At 66.1% G+C, this 22,506-nt stretch carries 19 protein-coding genes; 12 read left to right on the top strand and 7 right to left on the bottom strand.

Translation table 11 applies throughout. The annotated features are described in order from the left end of the window. Positions 1 to 3: 3 nt before the first annotated feature. The 7 genes from FZ029_RS29490 (at position 4) to FZ029_RS29460 (ending at position 8,909) form a co-directional block, all read left to right on the top strand. Complete coding sequence (locus FZ029_RS29490; protein ID WP_247892555.1) at positions 4 to 867, top strand: GntR family transcriptional regulator; 864 nt, start codon at positions 4 to 6, stop codon at positions 865 to 867. A gap of 42 nt (positions 868 to 909) precedes the next feature. Beyond that, complete coding sequence (gene oxc, locus FZ029_RS29485; RefSeq protein ID WP_211104254.1) at positions 910 to 2,673, top strand: oxalyl-CoA decarboxylase; 1,764 nt, start codon at positions 910 to 912, stop codon at positions 2,671 to 2,673. A gap of 45 nt (positions 2,674 to 2,718) precedes the next feature. Beyond that, positions 2,719 to 3,993: a formyl-CoA transferase gene (gene frc / locus FZ029_RS29480; RefSeq protein WP_149200121.1), complete on the top strand. Its 1,275-nt coding sequence runs from the start codon at positions 2,719 to 2,721 to the stop codon at positions 3,991 to 3,993. 364 nt (positions 3,994 to 4,357) lie between these two features. Beyond that, on the top strand, positions 4,358 to 5,557 hold the full coding sequence (gene sucC, locus FZ029_RS29475; RefSeq protein WP_149273400.1) for an ADP-forming succinate--CoA ligase subunit beta: 1,200 nt from the start codon (positions 4,358 to 4,360) through the stop codon (positions 5,555 to 5,557). 1 nt (position 5,558) lies between these two features. Continuing rightward, complete coding sequence (sucD, locus tag FZ029_RS29470) at positions 5,559 to 6,434, top strand: succinate--CoA ligase subunit alpha (protein ID WP_149273398.1); 876 nt, start codon at positions 5,559 to 5,561, stop codon at positions 6,432 to 6,434. 122 nt (positions 6,435 to 6,556) lie between these two features. Beyond that, positions 6,557 to 7,504 carry an IclR family transcriptional regulator gene (locus tag FZ029_RS29465; RefSeq protein WP_149200118.1) on the top strand — a complete coding sequence of 316 codons (948 nt, stop codon included), beginning with the start codon at positions 6,557 to 6,559 and terminating at the stop codon, positions 7,502 to 7,504. A 406-nt stretch (positions 7,505 to 7,910) separates the two neighbouring features. Then, on the top strand, positions 7,911 to 8,909 hold the full coding sequence (locus FZ029_RS29460) for an NAD(P)H-quinone oxidoreductase (RefSeq protein ID WP_149273396.1): 999 nt from the start codon (positions 7,911 to 7,913) through the stop codon (positions 8,907 to 8,909). Positions 8,910 to 8,939: 30 nt separating this feature from the next. Here the strand turns inward: FZ029_RS29460 and FZ029_RS29455 are convergent, their stop codons facing one another. From FZ029_RS29455 to FZ029_RS29445, 3 genes are all read right to left on the bottom strand, one after another. Further along, complete coding sequence (locus FZ029_RS29455) at positions 8,940 to 10,409, bottom strand: hypothetical protein (protein WP_149273394.1); 1,470 nt, start codon at positions 10,407 to 10,409, stop codon at positions 8,940 to 8,942. 12 nt (positions 10,410 to 10,421) lie between these two features. After that, positions 10,422 to 11,141 carry a BON domain-containing protein gene (locus FZ029_RS29450; protein ID WP_247892554.1) on the bottom strand — a complete coding sequence of 240 codons (720 nt, stop codon included), beginning with the start codon at positions 11,139 to 11,141 and terminating at the stop codon, positions 10,422 to 10,424. Between the two features lie 108 nt (positions 11,142 to 11,249). Next, positions 11,250 to 12,086, bottom strand: coding sequence for an N-acetylmuramoyl-L-alanine amidase (locus FZ029_RS29445; protein ID WP_149273392.1), 837 nt, complete (start codon positions 12,084 to 12,086; stop codon positions 11,250 to 11,252). 269 nt (positions 12,087 to 12,355) lie between these two features. Here FZ029_RS29445 and FZ029_RS33260 point away from each other — a divergent pair, with 269 nt between their 5' ends. Beyond that, on the top strand, positions 12,356 to 12,523 hold the full coding sequence (locus FZ029_RS33260) for a hypothetical protein (protein ID WP_167393191.1): 168 nt from the start codon (positions 12,356 to 12,358) through the stop codon (positions 12,521 to 12,523). Between the two features lie 265 nt (positions 12,524 to 12,788). Here FZ029_RS33260 and FZ029_RS29440 read toward each other — a convergent pair whose 3' ends face one another. Beyond that, entirely contained in the window at positions 12,789 to 13,175 is a 387-nt protein-coding gene (locus tag FZ029_RS29440; RefSeq protein ID WP_109074646.1) for a hypothetical protein, read from the bottom strand. 221 nt (positions 13,176 to 13,396) lie between these two features. On the opposite strand from FZ029_RS29440, the gene purU reads away from it, so the two are divergent. Then, positions 13,397 to 14,263 (top strand): formyltetrahydrofolate deformylase, encoded by an 867-nt coding sequence (gene purU, locus FZ029_RS29435; protein ID WP_149273391.1) that lies wholly within the window; start codon positions 13,397 to 13,399, stop codon positions 14,261 to 14,263. Between the two features lie 24 nt (positions 14,264 to 14,287). Here purU and FZ029_RS29430 read toward each other — a convergent pair whose 3' ends face one another. Beyond that, positions 14,288 to 15,091 (bottom strand): response regulator, encoded by an 804-nt coding sequence (locus FZ029_RS29430; RefSeq protein ID WP_149273389.1) that lies wholly within the window; start codon positions 15,089 to 15,091, stop codon positions 14,288 to 14,290. Positions 15,092 to 15,976: 885 nt separating this feature from the next. Between FZ029_RS29430 and FZ029_RS29425 the strand changes: the two genes are divergently transcribed. Then, entirely contained in the window at positions 15,977 to 16,480 is a 504-nt protein-coding gene (locus tag FZ029_RS29425) for a hypothetical protein (RefSeq protein ID WP_149200111.1), read from the top strand. A 355-nt stretch (positions 16,481 to 16,835) separates the two neighbouring features. Beyond that, positions 16,836 to 18,470, top strand: coding sequence for an AMP-binding protein (locus FZ029_RS29420; protein ID WP_149273387.1), 1,635 nt, complete (start codon positions 16,836 to 16,838; stop codon positions 18,468 to 18,470). A gap of 9 nt (positions 18,471 to 18,479) precedes the next feature. Here FZ029_RS29420 and FZ029_RS29415 read toward each other — a convergent pair whose 3' ends face one another. Continuing rightward, entirely contained in the window at positions 18,480 to 19,391 is a 912-nt protein-coding gene (locus FZ029_RS29415; protein WP_247892553.1) for a ChbG/HpnK family deacetylase, read from the bottom strand. A 33-nt stretch (positions 19,392 to 19,424) separates the two neighbouring features. Beyond that, a complete protein-coding gene (locus FZ029_RS29410; RefSeq protein WP_149273385.1) occupies positions 19,425 to 20,387 on the bottom strand; it encodes a DMT family transporter in 963 nt (320 codons plus the stop codon). Positions 20,388 to 20,788: 401 nt separating this feature from the next. Here FZ029_RS29410 and FZ029_RS29405 point away from each other — a divergent pair, with 401 nt between their 5' ends. Then, positions 20,789 to 22,387: an ABC transporter substrate-binding protein gene (locus tag FZ029_RS29405; RefSeq protein WP_149273383.1), complete on the top strand. Its 1,599-nt coding sequence runs from the start codon at positions 20,789 to 20,791 to the stop codon at positions 22,385 to 22,387. The last annotated feature ends 119 nt before the right edge of the window (positions 22,388 to 22,506 follow it).

Raw genomic sequence — 22,506 nt, 5'->3', positions numbered from 1 at the left:
GAGGTGCCCGCAATTGATGTTGCGGGTGTCTGGCATCTGGTATACCGTATCGATAATTCAAAACGACGCGCCGCTCACAACGACGCACCAGAGGGCGATCATCCGAACGCTCGCACAGGAACGCTCACGACAACAAGCGGCGCCGATGGCGTCGGCGCGCAAAGGGTCGGAAACGTGATGAACCGAGAACGATTCAGTGTCGAACCCCTCGAACAGGGGATGAGCTTCAAGGCGAAGGCCTACCAGTCGCTGCGACAGGCCATCACGCAGATGAACATCTACGGTCAGAGCAGCGAGATCAGGTTGGACGAACGCCGGCTGTGCGAAGCGTTGGGTGTCAGCCGCACCCCGGTGCGTGAGGCTATGGCGCTGCTGGAACAGGAGGGGTTCATCCGCTCCCAACCGCGGCGCGGGATCTTCGTGGTGCGCAAGACGAAGGCCGAACTGGTGGAGATGATCACGGTGTGTGCCGCCCTGGAAGGCATGGCGGCACGCCTGTTCGTCGAAAACGCCACCACGGAGAAGCTGGAACTCCTGCACGCCGCGTTCGACAAATACACGAAAGCCGAGTTGGCGGAACATGTCGCGGAGTATTCCGACGCCAACATCGTCTTCCATCAAAGCATCGTCCAGGCTTCGGGCTCCACCCTGATCTCGGACCTGACCGACCGCTTCTTCATCCATATGCGTGCGATCCGCCGCGCGACGATGGGCCTCGGCGACCGTGCCGACCAGTCCATCCACGAGCATCGGGACATCATCGAGGCGCTTGCCGCCCGCGATGCCGATCTCGCGGAACGCCGCGTCCGGGAACACACGCTCGGTCTCGCACAGTACGTGGAACGGCATTGCGCCTTCCTCGACTAACCGATCTTGAACCTTTTGGAGCCTCGGGGAGGAGTCACCCATATGTCTACTGCGGCTGCAACGATCACTAAGAACCAGGCCACGGAAGCATCTGTTGTCGAAGACGCGCCGGCGCTGACCGACGGCTTCCAGCTCGTCATCGACGCGCTCAAGCTCAACGACATCAACAACCTGTATGTCGTCCCCGGTATTCCGATCTCCGACCTGCTGCGCATGGCGCAGGCCGAGGGCATGCGCGTCGTTTCGTTCCGCCATGAACAGAATGCCGGCAACGCCGCCGCCATCGCCGGTTTCATGACCAAGAAGCCGGGCGTCTGCATGACGGTGTCGGCGCCGGGCTTCCTGAACGGCCTGACCGCGCTGGCGAACGCCACGACCAACTGCTTCCCGATGATCCTCATCAGCGGCTCGTCGGAGCGCGAGATCGTCGATCTGCAGCAGGGCGACTATGAGGAGATGGACCAGCTTGCCATCGCCAAGCCGCTGTGCAAGGCCGCCTTCCGCATCCTGCACGCCCAGGACATCGGCATCGGCGTGGCGCGTGCCATCCGCGCCGCCGTGTCGGGCCGTCCGGGCGGCGTCTATCTCGACCTGCCGGCCAAGCTGTTCTCGCAGGTGATGGACGCCGCGGAAGGCGCCAAGTCGCTGGTCAAGGTGGTCGATCCGACCCCGGCGCAGTATCCGTCGGCCGACGCGGTGAACCGCGCGCTCGACCTGCTGAAGGGCGCCAAGCGTCCGCTGGTGATCTTCGGCAAGGGCGCCGCTTACGCCCAGGCCGACGAGACGATCCGCTCCTTCGTCGAGAAGAGCGGCATTCCCTTCCTGCAGATGAGCATGGCCAAGGGCCTGCTGCCCGACACGCATCCGCAGTCGGCCGGTGCCGCCCGTTCGCTGGTGCTGCAGGAAGCCGACGTGGTCATGCTGGTCGGCGCGCGCCTGAACTGGCTGCTGTCGCACGGCAAGGGCAAGACCTGGGGCAAGCCGGGCTCCAAGAAGTTCATCCAGGTCGACATCGAGCCGCGGGAGATGGACAGCAACGTCGAAATCCACGCTCCGCTGGTCGGCGACATCGCCTCGGTCATGGAAGTGATGCTGAAGGGCATCGAGGGCGGCCTGACTCCGCCGACCGAGTGGATGGCCACCGTCGCGGCCAAGCGTGAGCAGAACGTCGCCAAGATGGCGCCGAAGCTGATGAGCAACGCGTCGCCGATGAACTTCCACGGTGCGCTGGGCGCTCTGCGCCGCGTCATCAAGGAGCGGCCGGACGCCATGCTGGTCAATGAGGGCGCCAACACCCTCGACCTCGCCCGCGGCATCATCGACATGTACGAGCCGCGCAAGCGTCTGGATGTCGGCACCTGGGGCGTCATGGGCGTCGGCATGGGTTACGCCGTCGCCGCGGCGGTGGAGAGCGGCAAGCCGGTTCTGGCGGTGGAAGGCGACAGCGCCTTCGGCTTCTCCGGCATGGAGGTGGAGACGATCTGCCGCTACAACCTGCCGGTCTGCATCGTCATCTTCAACAACAACGGCATCTATCGCGGGACCGACACCAACCCGACCGGCGGGGCCGACCCGTCGCCGATGGTCTTCGTCCCCGGCTCCCGTTACGACAAGATGATGGAAGCCTTCGGCGGCGTCGGCGTCCATGTCACCAACCCGGACGAGCTGTACCGCGCGGTCAACGAGGCGATGGACAGCGGCCGTCCGACCCTGATCAACGCCGTCATCGATCCGGCGGCGGGCACCGAAAGCGGCAACATCGGCAGCCTGAACCCGACGAGTTCGGTCCGCAAAATGCCGTCTTAAAAGAAACGCCGACCACACGACACTAAAAAGCAGGGGGAGAGATACATGGGCAAGGCACTTCAGGGCGTGCGGATTCTCGACTTCACGCATGTGCAGTCGGGGCCGACCTGCACCCAGTTGCTCGCCTGGTTCGGCGCCGACGTCATCAAGGTCGAACGGCCGGGCGAGGGTGACATCACCCGCAGCCAGCTGCGCGACCTGCCGGACGCCGACAGCCTGTATTTCACCATGCTGAACCACAACAAGCGGTCCATCACCCTCGACACCAAGACGCCCAAGGGCAAGGAGGTGCTGGAGGCTCTGATCAAGACCTGCGACGTGATGGTCGAAAACTTCGCCCCCGGCGTGCTCGATCGCATGGGGTTCACCTGGGAACGCATCCAGGAACTGAACCCCGCGATGATCGTCGCGTCGGTCAAGGGCTTCGGCCCCGGGCCGTTCGAGAACTGCAAGGTGTACGAGAATGTCGCCCAATGCGCGGGCGGTGCCGCCTCGACCACCGGCTTCGACGACGGCCCGCCGATGGTCACCGGCGCCCAGATCGGCGACAGCGGCACCGGCCTTCATCTGGCGCTGGGCATCGTCACCGCGCTGTACCAGCGCAAGGAAACCGGCCGGGGCCAGAAGGTGCTGGCCGCCATGCAGGACGCCGTGCTGAACCTGTGCCGCGTCAAGCTGCGCGACCAGCAGCGTCTGGCCCACGGGCCGATGAAGGAATATCCGCAATACCCGAACGGCGAGTTCGGCGACACGGTGCCGCGCGCCGGAAACGCGTCGGGCGGTGGCCAGCCGGGCTGGATCCTGAAGTGCAAGGGCTGGGAGACCGATCCCAATGCCTACATCTACTTCATCGCCCAGGCGCCGGTGTGGAAGTCGATCTGCAAGGTCATCGGCAAGGAGGAGTGGATCACCGATCCCGACTATGCCACTCCGGTGGCGCGCCTGCCGCGCCTGATGCAGATCTTCGGCACGGTGGAGGAATGGACCAAGACCCTGACCAAGTTCGAGGTCATGGACATCCTCAACAAGTACGACATCCCCTGCGGCCCGATCCTGTCGATGAAGGAGATCGCCGAGGACAAGTCGCTCTACGAGACCGGCACGCTGGTCGAGGTGGAGCATCCGACCCGCGGCAGCTACCTGACGGTCGGCAACCCGATCAAGCTGTCCGACAGCCCGACCGAGGTCACCCGCTCCCCCCTGCTGGGCGAGCACACCGACGAAATCCTGCGTGACGTCCTGGGTTTCGGTGAGCGTGAGATCGTCGAAATCCGCGACAGCGGCGCCATCGGTGCCGTGGAGCGGTTAGCGGCGGAGTAAGGTCACTCCATGATGCCCCCTCCCTAACCCTCCCCCACCTTCGGTGGGAGAGGGGACTGCCGCCGCCCTGGCGCTTACTCCCTCTCCCGCGAAGCTCTCGCACAAAGCTACGCTTTGTGCTGACGCGACAGGCGGACCATAGGTCCGCTGAGAGCGGGGGAGGGTCGGGGAGGGGGCAAAACGTTGCACCCATAGTGTCTTCAAATACTCCACCGCGCCTCCCTCTCCCCCGACCGTCCCCTTCCCGGTCGCCCGAGAGCCGAAGCTCGCAGTTTTTAAAAATCCGCCGCCCGTCAGCCGATGAATTCCCGGCTCCCCGCGGCCTCCAAAAGACAATTCCCGAACAGGGTCAGAGACGCAAATCATGAACATTCACGAATATCAGGCCAAGGATCTGCTGCGGGGGTACGGCGTCGCCGTTCCGCGCGGCGGCGTGGCCTTCACCCCGGAAGAGGCTGCATCGGTCGCCCGTGAACTCGGCGGTCCGGTCTGGGTGGTGAAGTCGCAGATCCATGCCGGTGGCCGCGGCGCCGGCCGCTTCAAGGACAACCCCGAGGGCAAGGGCGGCGTCCGCGTCGTCAAGTCCATTGAGGAAGTCGGCAAGAACGCCGCCGAGATGCTGAACCACGTCCTGGTGACCAAGCAGACCGGCCCCGCCGGCAAAGAGGTCAAGCGCCTCTATGTCGAGGAAGGCGCCGACATCAAGCGCGAGCTGTATCTCGGCCTGCTGATCGACCGCGCCACCGGCCGCGTCACCATCATCGCCTCGACCGAAGGCGGCATGGAGATCGAAGAGGTCGCCCACAACACGCCCGAGAAGATCGTCAAGGTCGCCGTCGACCCGGCCACCGGCATCCAGGGCTACCACACCCGCAAGGTCGCCTTCGCGCTGGGCCTGGAAGGCAAGCAGGTCGGTGCCGCCGCCAAGTTCATCCAGGCCGCCTACAAGGCGTTCGTGGATCTGGACTGCGCCATCGTCGAGATCAACCCGCTGATCGTCACCGGCGCCGGCGACATCCTGGCGCTCGACGCCAAGATGAGCTTCGACGACAACGCCCTGTTCCGCCACAAGGACGTCACCGCACTGCGCGACGAGGCGGAAGAGGACCCGGCGGAGATCGAAGCCGCCAAGCACGAGCTGAATTACGTCAAGCTCGACGGCAACATCGGCTGCATGGTCAACGGCGCCGGCCTCGCCATGGCGACGATGGACATCATCAAGCTCTATGGTGCCGAGCCGGCCAACTTCCTCGATGTCGGCGGCGGCGCCACGAAGGAGCGCGTCACCGCGGCCTTCAAGCTGATCCTGTCCGACAGCGCGGTCGAAGGCATCCTGGTCAACATCTTCGGCGGCATCATGCGCTGCGACGTGATCGCCGAAGGCGTGGTCGCCGCGGCGCGCGAAGTGCACCTGCACGTCCCGCTGGTGGTGCGGCTGGAAGGCACCAACGTGGCGCTGGGCAAGAAGATCCTGGCCGAATCCGGCCTGCCGATCCTGTCCGCCGACAATCTGGACGACGCAGCCAAGAAGATCGTCGCCGCCGTCAAGAAGGAGGCCGCGTGAGATGGCTGTTCTCGTCGACAAGAACACGAAGGTGATCTGCCAGGGCTTCACCGGAGCCCAGGGCACCTTCCACTCCGAACAGGCCATCGCCTACGGCACCAAGATGGTCGGCGGCGTCACGCCCGGTAAGGGCGGCGCCAAGCACCTCGACCTGCCGATCTTCGACACCGTGTCGGAGGCGGTCGAGAAGACCGGCGCCAACGCCTCCGTGATCTACGTGCCGCCGCCCTTCGCGGCCGACGCGATCCTGGAAGCCATCGATGCCGAGATCCCGCTGGTGGTCTGCATCACCGAAGGCATCCCGGTGCTGGACATGGTCCGCGTCAAGCGCGCGCTCAATGGCTCGGCAACCCGCCTGATCGGCCCGAACTGCCCCGGCATCATCACGCCGGATGAGTGCAAGATCGGCATCATGCCGGGCCACATCCACAAACGCGGCAAGATCGGCATCGTCTCGCGCTCCGGCACGCTGACCTATGAGGCCGTCGCGCAGACCACGGCGGCCGGCCTTGGCCAGACCACCTGCATCGGCATCGGCGGCGACCCGGTCAACGGCACCAACTTCGTCGACAGCCTGGAGCTGTTCGTGAAGGACCCGGAGACCGAGGGCATCATCATGATCGGCGAGATCGGCGGCGACGCCGAAGTCCGCGGCGCCGAGTTCATCAAGGCCTCGGGCACCAAGAAGCCGGTTGTCGGCTTCATCGCCGGCCGCACGGCTCCTCCGGGCCGCCGCATGGGCCATGCCGGCGCGGTGATCTCCGGCGGCAACGACACCGCCGACTTCAAGATCGACTTCATGAAGTCGGTCGGCATCGCCGTCGCCGACAGCCCCGCCAGCCTGGGCTCCACCATGCAGTCGATCTTCAAAGGTTGACCGATACCCGCGGGACCGCCGTCCGCGACGGTCCCGCGGTTTCAGCGAAGCTTCTGTCACTCACGCCATCAGCCGCAACAGACAGGCGCAGCCAAAGCGCCGGACCCCGAGGGAGATGGGACATGAAAGCGCAAGCCCGCACGAGCAGCATGACCTCCAACAGCATGACGGCCGGCACCATGGCACGCCGCATCATTCACGACGACCCCAGCGAGGGCGCCGCCGCGATCATCAAGACCGCGATCATCGAGACGCCGCGGGTGAAGAACGACAACGGCAAGGACGCCAAGGCCGATCGCGGCCAGGTGGTCCAGTCGCTGTGCCGCGCGCTGAACATCCTGACGATCCTCGGCTCCAATGACGGGCCGATGACCCTGACCGAACTGTCGGAGGCCGCGAACCTGTCGCCCTCCACCACCCATCGCCTGCTGACGACCCTGCAGTACGAGCGCTACGTCCGCTTCGACCAGAGCGCGCGCGGCTGGGTGGTCGGTGTGCAGGCCTACATGACCGGCGCCAATTTCCTGAAGACCCGCAATCTGGTCGACGTCGCCCGTCCGCGCATGCGCCGCCTGATGGAGGAGAGCAGCGAGATCGTGAATCTCGCCGTCGAGGAGAATGGCGAGGCGCTCTATCTGGCCCGCGTCGGCGGCCCCCGCGCCGCCCAGGTCGCGGTTCCGCAGACCGACCGCACGCTGCTGCACTGCTCGGCCGTCGGCAAGGCGCTGTTGGCCGGCATGCCGGAGACCAAGGTCCAGACCATCGTCACCCAGCGCGGCATGCGCCAGTTCACCCGCAGCACCCTGTCGTCGCTGCCGGCGCTCTACCGCGACCTGACGCTGGTCCGCACCCGCGGCTATGCCCTGGACCAGGAGGAGCGGGTGTCCGGCCTGCGCTGTGTCGCCGCCCCGATCTTCGACGAGAATTCCCGTGTGATGGGCGCCCTGTCGCTGTCCGGCTCCAGCCGGCGCATCGAGGACGCGCGGCTGCGCGCCCTGGGCGAGATGGTCAAGCGCGCCGCCGCCGCGGTGACGCAGGAACTGGGCGGCCGCGTGCCGGTTCCCAACTGACCCGTCCACCGAAGGGACAAACAGACGCCAAGAGCTGACGGCAGGTGGTGCACGTTGGCATTCCTCCCTGGCGCACTCAGGGCCGCGTTCCTCACGGAGCGCGGCCTTTTTTCTTAAGAAAAGAGCCATTTCCACGGAATGGAAAAGCGGCCTTTTTCTCGGGTAAATCGGGCCGATCGGTGCGATTGTCTGTCTCGGGAAAGGCGTTCCTTTCTCATCGGGCGGATGTGTTGTTTTGCATGTTCGCGCTTCTCTCGGAGACTGGCCGTGCTGTGTGCAGCACGGCCATTTTTTTGACTTTTCCGCAGGACGAAATCGGATCCATCGCCGCGTGGACGGGTGGTCCGCAACGGCGACACAGTGCCCCCAAACCCATCACGACGACAGGGCAGGGGGGACGACCCGAATGACAGACTCCAGAAGCATGACGGCCATCGAGGTGAGTCAGCCCGGCAAGCCGGAGGTGCTTGTCCCGGCGCGCCGCCCGGTCCCGGACCCGGCGCCGGGCGAGATCCGCATCGCCGTCCAGGCGGCCGGCGTCAACCGGCCCGACGTGCTGCAGCGGCTGGGCAAGTACAATCCGCCGCCGGGCATCACCGACATCCCCGGCCTGGAGGTGGCGGGTACCGTCGACGCGCTGGGCGAGGGGGTGGAGGGTTGGCAGGTCGGCGATCCGGTCTGCGCCCTGCTGGCCGGCGGCGGTTATGCCGAGTTCTGCGTGGTGCCGGCGGCGCAATGCCTGCCGATTCCTGCCGGCCTGTCGATGGCCGAGGCGGCAGCCCTGCCGGAGACCTTCTTCACCGTCTGGTCGAACGTGTTCGAGCGCGGCGCCCTTCAGCCCGGCGAGGCGTTGCTGGTCCATGGCGGCACGTCCGGCATCGGCACCACGGCGATCCAGCTGGGGGCGGCCTTCGGCGCCCGCGTCTTCGCCACCGCCCGCGGACCTGAGAAATGCGATGCCTGCGTCCGGCTCGGCGCCGAACGTGCCATCGACTATGCCGAGGAGGATTTCGTCGCGGTGGTCAAGGAGGCGACCGGCGGTGCCGGCGTCAATGTGGTGCTGGACATCGTCGGCGGCGATTACGTCGCCCGCAGCATCGACGCGCTGGCGGTCGAGGGCCGCTATGTCTGCATCGGCTTCGTCCGCGGGGCGACGGCCAACGTGAACTTCTTCCCCGTCATGACCAAGCGGCTGGTGCTGACCGGCTCCACCCTGCGGGCGCGCCCGATTGCCTACAAGCAGGCGGTGGCCGACCAGTTGAAGGCCCGCGTCTGGCCGCTGGTGGCCGCAGGCAAGGTCAAGCCGGTCGTCCACGAGGTCTTCCCGCTCGCCAACGCCGCCGACGCCCACCGGCTGATGGAGAGCAACCAGCATGTCGGCAAGCTGGTGCTGGCGGTGGGGTGAGGGAGTTCCCTCTCCCGTCAATCCAGCACCTCAATCCAACATCGGCAGGCCGGTCTCGATCCTGACCAGTGCGGCCAGCAGCGGGGCGCCGATGTCGCGGCGGACGAAGTTGCTGGCCTTTTCCGCCGCGTTGATCGCCTGCTGGAAGGTGCGGCGCCAGCGGTCGTCGTTGTAGAAGGCCTTTTCCGCCTTGGCCCGCTGCGCCAGCAGGCCGGGGCGGCGGCCGGCGGCATCGTCCGCCAGCTTGGTCAGGCGGTTCATCAGGTCGTTGGCGACGGCCGGCTCGCCGCGCTTCATCGCCCCTTCGATCAGCTCTGCATAGGCCTCGCCACGGGTGTCGATGTCGGTGACCTGTTCGGCATAGGCGACGGCCATCGCCGTCTCGCCGCGCTTGGCCAGCCGCCCGAGCACCGCCGGGATCGTCCACGGGTTCTCGTCCTGCACGGTGCTGAGCAGGCCCAGCGCCAGCTTCGGCTCGCCGATGTCGGCCGCCGCCACCGCCAGCTCCGGCGGGCAGCAGTCGCCGCGGGTTTCCTTGAATTTCGAGAACTGCGTCTCGACCGTGTTCAGGAACAGGGTGCGGGCCTGCGCCTCCTTGCCGGCGCGCAGCAGCGTCTGGGCGACCAGCCCCAGCTCCCACGAGCAATTGTGGCTGGAGGCATAGCCCTTGGCCTCGTCGGCCAGCGCGTTGGTCAATGCCGCGTCGCCGCGCCAGGACGCCGCCTTGGCGATGTCGGCGAGGTTGTAGATCCGGGTCGAGCAGTCGTTGATCTGCCGCGTGATGTCGAGCGCCAGCGACGTCTGCCCCATCAGCGACAGGGCGCGGGCGACGAACAGATCCTGGCCGGAGCTGTCGGCGACGCCGCCGCGGCGCACCGCGCTGACGAAGGGCGCCATGATCTCCTTGGCGCGGCCGGTGTCGCCCAACTGCTGGTAGGCGACCGCCAGCGACAGCCAGTCCCAGCGCGCGGCGGTGATCGGCGTCTCCACCGGCGGCAGCATCTCGCCGATGCGGTGGAGGAAGCACAGGCTGTTCAGCGCGTCGTTGCAGACCAGCGCCCGGATGCGCGAGCGGAATTCGTAGAAATCGAAGTCGCCGACGAACTGGTTGGTGACGAGCTGCACCGCCAGCGGACTGTCGGGGTATTTCGTCACGATCTCGTTGAACAGCTTGTCGGCCTCCTTCAGAAGGCGCGACTCCTCGGCGACGTCATAGGTGTTGTCGGCCTGCCGGATCAACTGCAGCGCCTGGACGAACAGGCGGTTGGCCGGACCCGGCGTGCCGGCGGCGGGGGAGTCCGCCCCGCCGCCATCCTGATCCTGGGCCATCACATCTTGCGCCACCACCTCCGGGGCTCCCGGTATGCCCTGCGCTGCCCCCTGCGTCGCCGCATCCTGCGCCAGAACGGGACCGGCCGCGACCGCCGCCGGCAGGATCAGGGCTGCGGCGACGGCGGCGGTGCGGAGAACGGCGAGGACGCGGGATAGGGCGGAGGCCATGGCGGTCGGGTTTCAACCCTGGAGGTTTTGGTTTGAGAGCAGACGCACGTAGCTGACGACGCGTTGAACGTTGGGCACCGAACGGGCGTGCTGGAGCACGTTGTTCAGCTCTTCCTGTGAACTGGCGACACCCATCAGATAGACAACACCATCGACGGTATCGATGCTGTAATTTTGGCTATGAATATTCGCATCGAACGTGATCCGGCTGCGAATCTGGGTTGAAATCCAGGTGTCGCGCGCGGTGTCGACGATGCTGGACCCGTTGTCGATCTGGATTTCGTTGATGACTTCCTTGACGCCGTCGGCCTGCCAGGCGAGACGCACCGCGTCGAGGCGCATCTGCGCGTCGGCGGCGCGGCCGGTCAGCAGCACGCGGCCCTGGTCGACGGTCAGGCCGATCCGGTTGGTCAGGTCGATCGAATGCTGCAGCCACAGCGAATTGATGCGGGCGCGGATTTCGGTGTCGCTGACGAAGCCGCTGAAACCGCGCTCCTGCGAGGCCACGACGGCGGCGCCGCCCGCGGTACCCAGCACCAGCGGCCCGCAACCGGCCAGCGAGGTCCCTGCGGCGCAGGCAAGTGCGAACATCGTCCAAAGGCGGCTCAAACCCGTCACAGCGTGCCTCCCTTCGCCTGCGTGTCGAGCGCCGGGAAAATGCGGCGCGCGGCCGGAAAAAGTCACGGCGGAACGGTCTTTGCAATGGGGAAATTCAGGGCTTTCACCAGTCATCGTCACTTTGTCCCGAGGTGATGCACGGATGTTGCAGTCGCTGCGATTGCGAAGGAGCGGCCGCGCCGGAAGTTTCGCCGCAGCGTCTCGTGCAGTCTCGGGGCAAATTCAGGCGAAAGCTGGGCTGGAGAGTACCCTTGCGATCTCGCGGGCCAGGACGCGCGAAACCACCCGCCGCGCCGTGGCGTCGCGCAGGATTTCCTCGTCCCTGGGGTTGGACAGGAAGCCGGTCTCCACCAGCACCGACGGCACGTCCGGCGCCTTAAGCACCGCGAAATTGGCCGAGCGCATCGGGTTTTCCAGCAGGTGCAACTCCTTGCCCGCGCCTTCCACCAGAAGCTGGCGGGCGGCCAGCGAGGCATGGCGGGTGTGGCGCGCCGTCAGGTCCAGCAGGATGTCCTTGACGATCCGGCCGCCGCCGAGCGATCCCGGCTTTCCGAACCGGTCTGCCTGATTTTCCTGTTGGGCGAGGCGCGAGGCGAAGGAGTCCGACGCTTTTTCCGACAGGATGTAGGCCGACAGTCCGCGTGCATCGGCATTGGGGGCGCTGTCGGCGTGGATCGACACGAACAGGTCGGCCCCGGCCTCGCGCGTCAGCGCCACCCGCTCGTCCAGCGCCAGGAAGCGGTCGTCGCGCCGCGTCAGCTTTACCGCGACGTTGGTCCGGTCGGCCAGGATGCGTGCGACCTCGTGGGCGATGTCGAGCGTCACCTCCTTCTCGAAGGTGCCGCGGGTGCCGATCGCGCCGGGATCGTTGCCGCCATGGCCGGGATCGAGCATGACCAGCCGGGGCCGCGACGGACCGCCGCCGGCCGGTTTGCGGCCGGGTCGCGGCTCCGCAGCCAGGGCCGAGTCCGGCGGCTGGGCCAGGGCGAGCGCCGCCGTGCCGAAAGCGGTTAACCAAAGTTTGCTCAGCCCGAGCCCAAGCAGCTGTCGTCGATCCATCGCCAGAAATACCATGCTGCAAAGGTGGGGAGACCGCAGCGTCAGGTCGCCCGACCCGCTGCGTCACCCGTTGGTCTAGCCCGATTCATTAACCAATGCGGCTGCAAAAAAGTATTGTCAAGACCGGGCAGGTTACCGTTTCTGAATATTTGTGAGCCTCCGGTCATATGGGCACACTTGAAAGGCTGAGAATTCGACAGAGGTGATTGGTTGCTTGATGACCGATTGAAAAAGCGCTAAAATTTTAGCGATCAGCTCGGGAGGTGTCGATGTTGAGGAAAGCCCTGTTCAACATCATCCGGCAAGAGCAACGCGATATCGAGGACAAGCTCGAACGCGAGGAACAGCAGCCCAGTCCTGACGTCCGCCGGATCGTCGGCCTGCGGCAAGAGGCGACCAGCCTGCGTCGTGAGTTGGAACATTTCCACGACGTGTAAGTCCGGGTGACGGCCATCATCCGGCCACCGGGCGTCGCTATGGAAGGTTGCCACTGAATATGTGACCGATCGGTCGCGCCCCTTCTCCGCAGGATCGCGGAGGAGGGGATTTTTGTTTCTGCGTCCCGGCGGGAGCCGCTCTCGGCCGTCATCCCCGCGAAGGCGGGGAACCAGGAAACCTTTCTGGCAAACTGCTGAAATGGCTGGATTCCTGCCTGCGCGGGAATGACGGCCGAAGGAGCTTTCCTTAAAAAATGCCCGCGCCTCACCCCAGCTTGGCGTATCCGCGCTCGATCACCCGTTCGGCGGCTTCATAGACGGCCAGCATCTCCTCGTAGGCCGCGCGCAGCCGGGCGAGGTCGGTGACGGTGGAGGAATCGGGATGCCGGGATTCGGACATCTTCAGGCCGGCGCGGATATAGTCGGCGCGCAGTTCCGCCACCCGCACCGCCATGCGCAGAAAGCTGTCGCGGTCCAGGTTCGGCAGTTCGCGCCCGATGACCTCGCAGTTGGCCTCCAGGATCGCCGCATCCATGTTTTCCAGGAAATGGCGGATGCGCTGGCTGCGGCTGCTGTCGGCGGCATCCGCCGTCATCAGCTTGTCGACCTTGCCCTTGGTGTATTCACCGATGATCTTGCCGCCGGTTGCCATGGGTGACCCCGCCTTCCCGATGCCGGCCAGTCCGGCCGCCGCCGATTGTCGCACCGCCGGCGCGTCCGCGCCAGAGCGGCGTGGGGAGGGCGGGTTCGGGGGCAATCCTGCGTGACGGTGCAGCCATGTGCGCATCCGCTCATGAAGCGGGTGCAACATCGCGGCGTTCGTGCTAGGGAAGCTTCCCCCTTATTCTTGCTGTACGCCATGGTGGACGCGCGATGTCTGAGACCGGCTCCGACTATATCCTCACCGTTTCCTGCCCCGACACCGTCGGCATCGTCTTCGCGGTGTCCGGCTTCCTGGCGGAGCGGAGCTGCAACATCATCGACAGCGCGCAGTTCGGCGACCGCATTTCCGGCCTGTTCTTCATGCGCGTCAGCTTCAACGGCAATCCGACCGGGCCGACGAAGGAGCAGCTGGAGGCCGAATTCGCCGCACAGGTGGCGGAACGCTTCGGCATGACCTGGCAGATTCATGACGCTCGCCGCCGGCCGCGCGTGCTGATCATGGTTTCGAAGTTCGGCCACTGCCTGAACGACCTGCTGTACCGCTACCGCACCGGCTACCTGCCGATCGAAATCCCGGCCATCGTCTCCAACCACCGCGACTTCTACCAGCTGGCGGCGTGGCACAACATCCCGTTCCACCACCTGCCGGTCGGCCCCGACAACAAGGCGCATCAGGAAGCCCGCCTTCTGGAGATCGTGGACGAGGAGAAGGTCGACCTCGTCGTGCTCGCCCGCTACATGCAGGTGCTGTCGGGGGCCTTGTGCGAGCGGATGGCCGGCCGGGTCATCAACATCCACCACAGCTTCCTGCCCAGCTTCAAGGGGGCCAAGCCCTATCATCAGGCCCATGCGAGAGGCGTGAAGCTGATCGGTGCCACCGCGCACTATGTCACTTCCAACCTCGACGAAGGCCCGATCATCGAGCAGGAGGCCGAGCGCGTCGACCACACGATGACGCCCGACGACCTGGTGGCCATCGGGCGTGACATCGAGAACATCGTGCTGGCCCGCGCCGTCCGCTATCACGTGGAGCACCGCGTGCTGCTGAACGGCAACAAGACGGTGGTCTTCCGCTGAAGCCGGACCAGGCGGCGCCGCCCCTCAGTGGGGCTGCGCCGTCTCGCGGGCGTCTTCCGGCTGGGGCATGAACACCGCGCGGGTGATCGCCTGTTCGATCTGGTCGCGGGTGAAGGGCTTCGGGATGACCGGACCCAGATGGTCCAGCCCGTGCTTGGCCAGATCATCCGGAAAGGCGGTGACGAAGATCACCGGCAGGAACCTGCGGGCCCGCAACGCGCGCGCCACCTCCAGACCGTTGTCGCCGTCGGCGAGCCGGATGTCCATCAGGGCCAGCGTCGGCCGGTGTTCCGCCGCCAGCGACAGCGCCTCGTCCATCGTCGCCGCGTTGCCGCAGACGATGTGGCCCATGCCGCGCACCGTTTCCGCCAGATCGAAGGCGATGATGGCATCATCCTCGACGATCAGGATGGTGGCGGTCAGCCGGGCGCGGACACGTTCGCGGGCGTGGTTCAGCCGCTCCATCGCGTCTTCCGGGGCGATGCCCAGGACGGCCGCGGCCTCGCTGACCGGCAGATCCTCCAGATTGACCAGAAGGTAGAGCCGACGGTCGGTCTCCTCCAGCGTCATCAGCGCCGATTCGACCGGATGGTACGGCGCCACCGCCGGGGGCGAACCTTGTTCGTCCTGCAACTCGTTCAGATGGCGATAGAGCGTGCCGCGGGACAGGTCGCCGCCACGGCCGGTCTCCGCCTCGTCCGCCTCCAGATACCATTCCAGGGTGCGGGTCACCAAGGCGTCCCCCCGCCCGTTCGTCCCGGTCAGCGCGCGGGCATAGCGGCGCAGGTAGGGCAAATGCTGCATGAAGTGACCGGTGTACTGCTCCATCTCTCTCCCCGTGCCTTTCTGCGGCGCGTGTTCCTGGCATCCACCCGACATGCCGCCCCGGATACCCGATGCGGCCGGTGCAACCCGATCCTTCCGGGCTTGGGTGTTCGGCGACGAATCCCGGCGACGAATTCCGGAGGTCGGTTCCCGCCGGAGGTCGCGACGCCGTCGACGCTGCTTCCACAGCAGACTGACGCATCGCGACCTGCAACGGTCAAATTCATATGGCGCAGTCCACGGCCTAACGGGAGTGAACCCGAAAGATTTATTCGAGATACCTGCAACGGATTACTCAGTATGCATGGTATGCAACAGGGCATGACAGGGTCCGGCCGGCCCGGCCGGCGGCCTATGACCACCGCCGCATAGGGGGTTGCGGAGGGGAGGATTTAACCGTTCCGAAAGACTTACCGGCCTACTCTGACTTTGCCCTCCGGCATCTGCTGTGCATCTGCCGTGTGAGGGCGAGGCGAGTGTTCCCGATCCTCGTACGCGCCGGCCACCCCCAGGCCGGCGCGTTTTTCTTTCCGCGCATCGTGACTTTCGGGTAGCGCGGTCCGGTTATTGAAAAAACCAAGCACGCCGCCCGGGAACCAACCGGCAGGAGCCGTGTTGGAACCGCCAATGGTGTGATTCCTCCCTGAACCGCCAATCCTTTCGCCGCCGGGCGCCGCCGCGACATCATGCGGACGGGCGTCGGCGGCGAATTTTTATCTGGATGGATAACGGTCCTGTCACCGCTTTCATTTCGTCAATTGGTGACTTTCACCACCCGACGCTTGCAACCCGTTTAATCCAACGTTAAGGACATCGGCACACGGTTGGGGTTGGGCGTCATCGGGTCCGGGTTTGTGCATGGAAGACCAAGAGTTGGATCGGTCCCTGATGGATGGCATTCCGCCGGATGAACTGGCCGACTTCGTCCGGTGGCGGCAACGCGTGCGCGGCACGAACATTTCCGAAAAGACGCTGCTGGCGACCGACTATCTCAATCACTTCAACGAAATCGTGATGCTGATCGAGATGATCCCGGACATGCCGGACATGCTGGAGGAATGCCGCATCTGGCAGCCCAAGAGCTATGCCGAACATTTCCGCGACAGCGGCTTTTCCGACAAGGAACTGGCGATCGAGGCCTACGGCCATGTGCCGTCGAAGTTCCTCCGCCCCTTCGAGGACACCATCGCCCAGGCCCATCAGGTGATCGCCCACACGCTGGAACGGATCGGCACCGACATCGACAGCGGCGATCCCGACAAGCTGCGGATGGACTGCCAGGCCTCCGTCGCGATGATCCACCGCATCATCCAGATCGCCAACGGCATCATCCACGGCACCGCCCATGTGATGGAGCAGGGCGAGATCGACATCTATCTGCAGAACGGCTGAAAATTGGTACGCCGACCCGTACTTTTGGCCCGAATCATGCGTCTTACCAACGAAAAACAGGCGTTTTCAGTCACTTGTCCCGGCACGAATGGCGATTGATGGTGCACCCACCATTCGTTCGTTGCATGGCTCACTTGCATCCCCTGGCACTATAGTCGGAGCATAAAAGATAAGACGGAGGCGTGTTCATGCGTCCTCTGCGGGGGGAGATGGAGCATTGCCCATGAAGGGATGCGCATTCGCGCCGGCCGATGGCATGGCCGTGTCTGAACCGCGCGTGTGGCGGCCGGTTCCGCCCACCGATCACGCCGGCCCCATCCTCCCCGTCAGCCAATGGGGGGAGGCAGCACCGCGCATGACGCCATCCGGACATCTGGACAGCTTCACCCGTGACCGGCTGCCGGCGCCGGCGCAACGCCCCGACCTGATTCTCGAACGCCCCGAACTCCAATACCCGAAGCGCCTGAACGCCGCCTCCGTCCTGATCGACGGCTGGCGCGAGCGCGGCTGGGACGGGCGTCCCTGCCTGATCGGCGGCGACGGCGAGGTGTGGAGCTATGGCCGGATGCGCGACACCGTCGACCGCATCGCCCGTGTCCTGACCGAGGATTACGGGCTGGTCACCGGCAACCGCGTCCTGCTGCGCGGCCCCAACACGCCGATGCTGGCCGCCTGCTGGCTGGCGGTCATCAAGGCCGGCGGCGTTCTGGTGCCGACGATGCCGCTGCTGCGCGCACCGGAGCTGGCCGACGTGCTGAAGCGCGCCGCCATCGACATGGCGCTGTGCGACACCCATTTCCTCGACGATCTGGAAGAGGCGGCGCTGCCGTCGCTGCGCATCATCGGCTTCCGCGACGGCGAGCTGGAACACCGCATCGCCACCAAGCCGGCCGGGTTCGAGGCCGCCGACACGGCGCAGGACGACGTGGCGCTGATCGCCTTCACCTCCGGCACCACCGGAACGCCGAAGGCGGCCGCTCATTTCCACCGCCATCTGCTGGCGATTTCCGACCTGTCGCCGCGCTCCGTGCTGGGGACGACGGCCGAGGACGTATTCTGCGGCTCGCCGACGCTGGCCTTCGCCTATGGGCTGGGCGGCCTGCTGCTATTCCCGTTGCGCATCGGCGCGTCCGTCATCCTGCTGGAGCGCGGGACCGCCGACCGGCTGCTGGAGGCCGCCACCCGCCACCGGGCGACGGTGATGTTCACCGTGCCCACCGTCTATCGCGGCATGATCGGCCGCATGGCCGCCGACCCCGTGCTGGCGAAGGGGCTGTCCTCCCTGCGCCTCTGCGTTTCGGCTGGGGAGCCGCTGCCGCAGCAGACCTTCGAGGGCTGGCACGACGCCACCGGGCTGCAGATCCTCGACAGCCTGGGCACAACCGAGCTGCTGAACGCCGTGCTGCACGCCGTCCCCGGCGACGTCCGGCCGGGGTCCACCGGCAAGCCGGTGCCGGGATACGAGGCGATGGTGGTCGACGACCAGTTCCGCCGGCTGCCCCCCGGTCAGGTCGGACGGCTGGCGGTGCGCGGCGCGACCGGCTGCCTCTATCTCGACGATCCGCGCCAGGAAAGCTATGTCCAGCAGGGCTGGAACCTGACCGGCGACGCCTTCCACGTCGATGAGGACGGCTTCTTCTGGTATCACGCCCGCACCGACGACCTGATCGTCTCGGCCGGCTACAAGATCTCCGGCCTGGAGGTCGAGAACATCCTGCTGAGCCACGAGGCGGTGCAGGAATGCGCGGTGATCGCCGCCCCCGATCCGGTGCGCGGCACCATCCCCAAGGCCTTCGTCGTGCTGCGCGACGACATCCGCCCCGACGAGCGGCTGGCGGAGGAACTGCAGAGCTTCGTCAAGGAGCACATCGCTCCCTACAAGTACCCCCGCGCGGTGGAATTCCTCGACGCGCTGCCGCGGACGGAGACCGGCAAGGTCCAGCGCTTCAAGCTGCGCCGCCGGGCCTGGCAGCCGGACGACGAGGAGTAGGGCCTTCCTTTACCGGGGAAAGCCGGCGAAGCGGGTCAGGCGGATGTTGCGCGCCTGCAGCAGGGCGGCGAACGCCGGCCCGCGCAGATAGTCGTATTCGGTGCGCCTCGGCTCGACCAGACTGTCGACGCGGCGCAGTTCCTCGTCGGGCAGGCCGGGGTGGACCATCACCAGGGTCCGGCCGCCGATGCCATCCAGGAAGCGCGGCATCAGCTCGGCGAAGGGCCGGTTGCCGGCGAAGTCGTAGACTCCGGCGAAACGGTCGTTGGCGGGAATGCCGCGCGTCCGCACCATGCGCCTCAGCCCGCCCCCCAGCCCGCCGATCAGCAGCGTCTTCGGCACTGCCACGCCCCGGCGCAGCACCGCCGCCACCGGCTCCCCGCACAGGCGGACATAGGCGCCGGGCAGGGTGGCCAGCGCCTCCACCACCGCATCGCGCACGCCGGGCAGCTGGTGGATGTGCTGGTGGCCGTCGATATAGTCTGGCGGCGCTCCCCAGGCGTCGGTGAAGGCGGCGATCTGGCGTGACAGTTCGTCACGGATTTCCGCCCGCGCCGCCGGCGTGCTCAATTTTCCGCGATAGGCCCAGCCCATCAGCCGCCCCAGCGGCGGCAGCCGCCCGTCCGGCGCCAGCGTCGGCATGGCCCCCAGCGGCGGCTGGTCGGTCAGGGTGAAATGCAGCCCGACATCGGCCTTGTCCTTAAGCTCACGCAATGCCGCGGCCCCCTCTCGCCAATGCGGGCAGAGGCTCATGACGGAGGTCGCGGTCAGCCGCCCCTGGGCGATGAGGTCGCGGATGGCGGCGTTGACGCCGGGCGCCAGACCATAATCGTCGGCGCAGAGCAGGAGCGGGGTAGGTGCGGTATCGGGCATGACCGGACGGAAGCAGGATGCGGCGTAGGGATGCGGAGTTCCGGCCAAGATGGGCGGGCGACCCCGATCAGGCAAGACCAATCAAGCCGCTTCGGTCGCCGGTTCCGCCACCGGCTTGCGGGCTTGCAGGGTGGCCAGCATCACGCCGGGCAGGACCAGCGCCACTCCCATCAGGTGAAAGCCCTGCAGCGGTTCGGCCAGCAGAACCCAGGAGGCCAGCGCCGCCCACAGAGGCGACACGTACAGCGCGGTGGAGGCGCGCGCGGCGCCCATCATCGCGATGGTCTTCTGATAGGCCAGCAGCGCCAGGACCGAGGCGAACAGCGCCACCGCGACGATCGACAGGATGGTGGAGACGGAGAAGGGCACCGGCCGCACCGCCACCGTCTCCCAGGCATAGAAGGGCGCCAGCACCAGCACCCCGGCGAAGGCGTTGGCGGCGAAGGCGGTGACCACCGGCAGGGGTGTGCCCGATTGCCGCAGCAGGATGGTGTAGACCGACCAGGACACCGCCCCGGTCAACACCAGCAGGTCGCCGGAATTGAAGGACAGGTGGCGCAAGGCGTCGAGATCGCCGCGGGTCAGGATCACCAGCACGCCGGCCATCGCCAGCAGGATGCCCAGCACCTGCCGCGGCCGGATCGCATCGCCCAGCCAGACGGCGGCCAGCGCCAGGATCATTGCCGGGCTGGTGGCATAGATCAGGCTGGCGTTGGTGGCGCTGGTCCGCTCCAGCCCGTAATAGACGATGGCGCCCGAGATCCCCTGGCCCAGCACGCCCAGCAGCAGGTAGCGCCGCCACTGCCGCTTCAACTGAACGCGGTGGGTCAGCAGCCCCGGCAGGGCGAAGGGCAGCACGATCAGGAAGGCGATCAGCCAGCGCCAGAAGGCCAGCCCGATCGGCGGCACCACATGCGCCACCGCCCGCCCGACCACCGGGTTTGAGGCCAGCAGGGCGGAGCCGACGATGTAGAGGCCGTAGGCGGCCACCGGGCCGGCCAGCGGGCCGGTTCGCAGGAAGGACGGCAGGAGCGGAAGCGACATCGCCGGACCGGTATCCGAAAAAGGGTTCCATGACAGGTGCAACCGAGCCTAGCATGAGGCGAGATGGCGCCCTTCACGGCGGCTGTGCATGGCTGCCGTCCGACTCCCGTCGGCTGCGGGCATTGCCGGAATGGTCCACCCGGATAACCTGATTCGCAGGGGAAGGAAGCTATCGATTCGGTCAACCGGATGGTTGGCTTTGCAACTGTTTCGTTTTCAGGGGCGAAAATGTGTCCATACGGACGTATTGGTGCCCAAAAATATGCTCTGCGCCACGGTATAGCCACGTATGCATGTTGGCGTTGACAGGCGCCTTTGCCACGCGCCAAATGGCGACGCTATTTCCAAAAGCGTTCTGGCAAATTTCCGTACGCTCCAACCGGAATCGGGAGGCAAGACGAATGAAGCGCATCCTGCTGGGTGCCGGGCTTGGTATGGCCGCGGCGCTGGCGCTGTCGGCGCCGGCCCAGGCGGCGAAGACCCTTGTTTATTGCTCCGAGGGTAGCCCCGAAAACTTCAACCCCATGTTGAACACGACCGGCACCAGTTTCGACGTTGCTCTCCCGGTCTACAACAACCTCGTCCAGTTCGAGCATGGCGGCACCAAGGTCGTTCCCGGCCTGGCGGAATCCTGGACCATCTCCGACGACGGGCTGGTCTACACCTTCAAGCTGCGCGCCGGTGCCAAGTGGCACAGCGTCGGCGATTTCAAGCCGACCCGCGACGCCAACGCCGACGACGTGATCTTCTCGTTCGAGCGCCAGTGGAAGCCGGATCATCCCTTCCACAAGGTCTCCGGCGGCGCCTACGACTACTTCAACGACATGGCGATGCCGAAGTTGTTGAAGTCGATCGAGAAGGTTGACGACCTGACGGTCAAGTTCACGCTGAACGCGGTCGAGGCGCCGTTCCTGGCCAACCTCGCCATGCCGTTCGCGCCGATCATGTCGGCCGAGTACGCCGCGATGCTGCTGAAGAAGGGCACGCCGGAGAAGCTGGACCAGGTTCCGGTCGGCACCGGTCCCTTCCAGTTCGTCGCCTACCAGAAGGACGCCGTCATCCGTTACAAGGCGTTCGAGCAGTATTGGGGCGGCAAGCAGCCGCTCGACAACCTCGTCTTCGCGATCACGCCCGACGCGGCGGTCCGGCTGGCCAAGCTGAAGGCCGGCGAATGCCAGGTGATGCCGTACCCGAACCCGGCCGACATCGACAGCATGAAGAAGGACAGCTCGATCGTCGTCCAGGAGCAGGAAGGCCTGAACGTCGGTTACGTTTCCTTCAATGTGACGAAGAAGCCGTTCGACGACGTGCGCGTCCGCCGCGCCGTCAGCATGGCGATGGACAAGAAGGCGATGGTCGCCGCGGTCTATCAGGCCGCCGGCGTCCCGGCCAAGAACCCGATTCCGCCGACCATGTGGTCGTACAACGACTCGATCGAGGACTATCCGTACGACGTCGAGCGGGCGAAGAAGCTGCTGGCCGATGCCGGCTATCCCAACGGCTTCGAGACCGACCTGTGGGCGATGCCGGTGCAGCGCCCGTACAACCCGAACGCCAAGCGCATCGCCGAGATGATGCAGGCCGATCTGGCCAAGGTCGGCGTCAAGGCGAAGATCGTTCAGTACGAGTGGGGCGAATACCGCAAGCGGATGCAGCAGGGCGAGCACCAGATGGGCATGCTCGGCTGGACCGGCGACAACGGCGACCCCGACAACTTCCTCTACACCCTGCTGGGTTGCGAGGCGGCGCGTCCGGGTGGCAACAACCTGTCGAAGTGGTGCAACAAGGAATTCGACGACCTCGTCGTCCAGGCCAAGCGCACCAACGACATCGCTGCCCGCACCAAGCTGTACGAGCAGGCGCAGGTCATCTTCAAGGAAGAGGCCCCCTGGTACACCATCGCCCATTCGGTGGTTTACATGGGTCTCGCCAAGAACGTCGTCGGCTACAAGATGGATCCGTTCGGCATCCATCGCTTCGAAGGCGTCGATCTGAAGTGATGCGTGGCGCGCCTCCGCAAAAAGGGGGTGCGGCGCCGGGTGTATAGGGTTGGAGGCGTGGGTTTCCGCGCCTCCAACCCTTTGAACAGAGTGGCATTCCCGACCCTGCGCAAGTGGGG

It is taken from the genome of Azospirillum sp. Sh1, from assembly GCF_008365135.1.
Lineage (GTDB): Bacteria > Pseudomonadota > Alphaproteobacteria > Azospirillales > Azospirillaceae > Azospirillum > Azospirillum oryzae.
Note: the sequence above shows the minus strand (reverse complement) of the source record. Positions and strands in the feature narration are given on the sequence as shown.

Excerpts from the sequence above, each read along its gene's own strand:
- frc (WP_149200121.1), top strand. The coding sequence starts at position 2,719 with ATGGGCAAGGCACTTCAGGGCGTGCGGATTCTCGACTTCACGCATGTG.
- FZ029_RS29450 (WP_247892554.1), bottom strand. The coding sequence starts at position 11,141 with ATGACTGGTGAAAGCCCTGAATTTCCCCATTGCAAAGACCGTTCCGCC.
- FZ029_RS29440 (WP_109074646.1), bottom strand. The coding sequence starts at position 13,175 with ATGGCAACCGGCGGCAAGATCATCGGTGAATACACCAAGGGCAAGGTC.
- sucC (WP_149273400.1), top strand. The coding sequence starts at position 4,358 with ATGAACATTCACGAATATCAGGCCAAGGATCTGCTGCGGGGGTACGGC.
- FZ029_RS29405 (WP_149273383.1), top strand. The coding sequence starts at position 20,789 with ATGAAGCGCATCCTGCTGGGTGCCGGGCTTGGTATGGCCGCGGCGCTG.
- FZ029_RS29445 (WP_149273392.1), bottom strand. The coding sequence starts at position 12,086 with ATGGATCGACGACAGCTGCTTGGGCTCGGGCTGAGCAAACTTTGGTTA.
- FZ029_RS29465 (WP_149200118.1), top strand. The coding sequence starts at position 6,557 with ATGAAAGCGCAAGCCCGCACGAGCAGCATGACCTCCAACAGCATGACG.
- sucD (WP_149273398.1), top strand. The coding sequence starts at position 5,559 with ATGGCTGTTCTCGTCGACAAGAACACGAAGGTGATCTGCCAGGGCTTC.
- FZ029_RS33260 (WP_167393191.1), top strand. The coding sequence starts at position 12,356 with ATGTTGAGGAAAGCCCTGTTCAACATCATCCGGCAAGAGCAACGCGAT.
- FZ029_RS29420 (WP_149273387.1), top strand. The coding sequence starts at position 16,836 with ATGACGCCATCCGGACATCTGGACAGCTTCACCCGTGACCGGCTGCCG.
- FZ029_RS29430 (WP_149273389.1), bottom strand. The coding sequence starts at position 15,091 with ATGGAGCAGTACACCGGTCACTTCATGCAGCATTTGCCCTACCTGCGC.
- purU (WP_149273391.1), top strand. The coding sequence starts at position 13,397 with ATGTCTGAGACCGGCTCCGACTATATCCTCACCGTTTCCTGCCCCGAC.
- FZ029_RS29455 (WP_149273394.1), bottom strand. The coding sequence starts at position 10,409 with ATGGCCTCCGCCCTATCCCGCGTCCTCGCCGTTCTCCGCACCGCCGCC.
- oxc (WP_211104254.1), top strand. The coding sequence starts at position 910 with ATGTCTACTGCGGCTGCAACGATCACTAAGAACCAGGCCACGGAAGCA.
- FZ029_RS29410 (WP_149273385.1), bottom strand. The coding sequence starts at position 20,387 with ATGTCGCTTCCGCTCCTGCCGTCCTTCCTGCGAACCGGCCCGCTGGCC.
- FZ029_RS29425 (WP_149200111.1), top strand. The coding sequence starts at position 15,977 with ATGGATGGCATTCCGCCGGATGAACTGGCCGACTTCGTCCGGTGGCGG.
- FZ029_RS29460 (WP_149273396.1), top strand. The coding sequence starts at position 7,911 with ATGACAGACTCCAGAAGCATGACGGCCATCGAGGTGAGTCAGCCCGGC.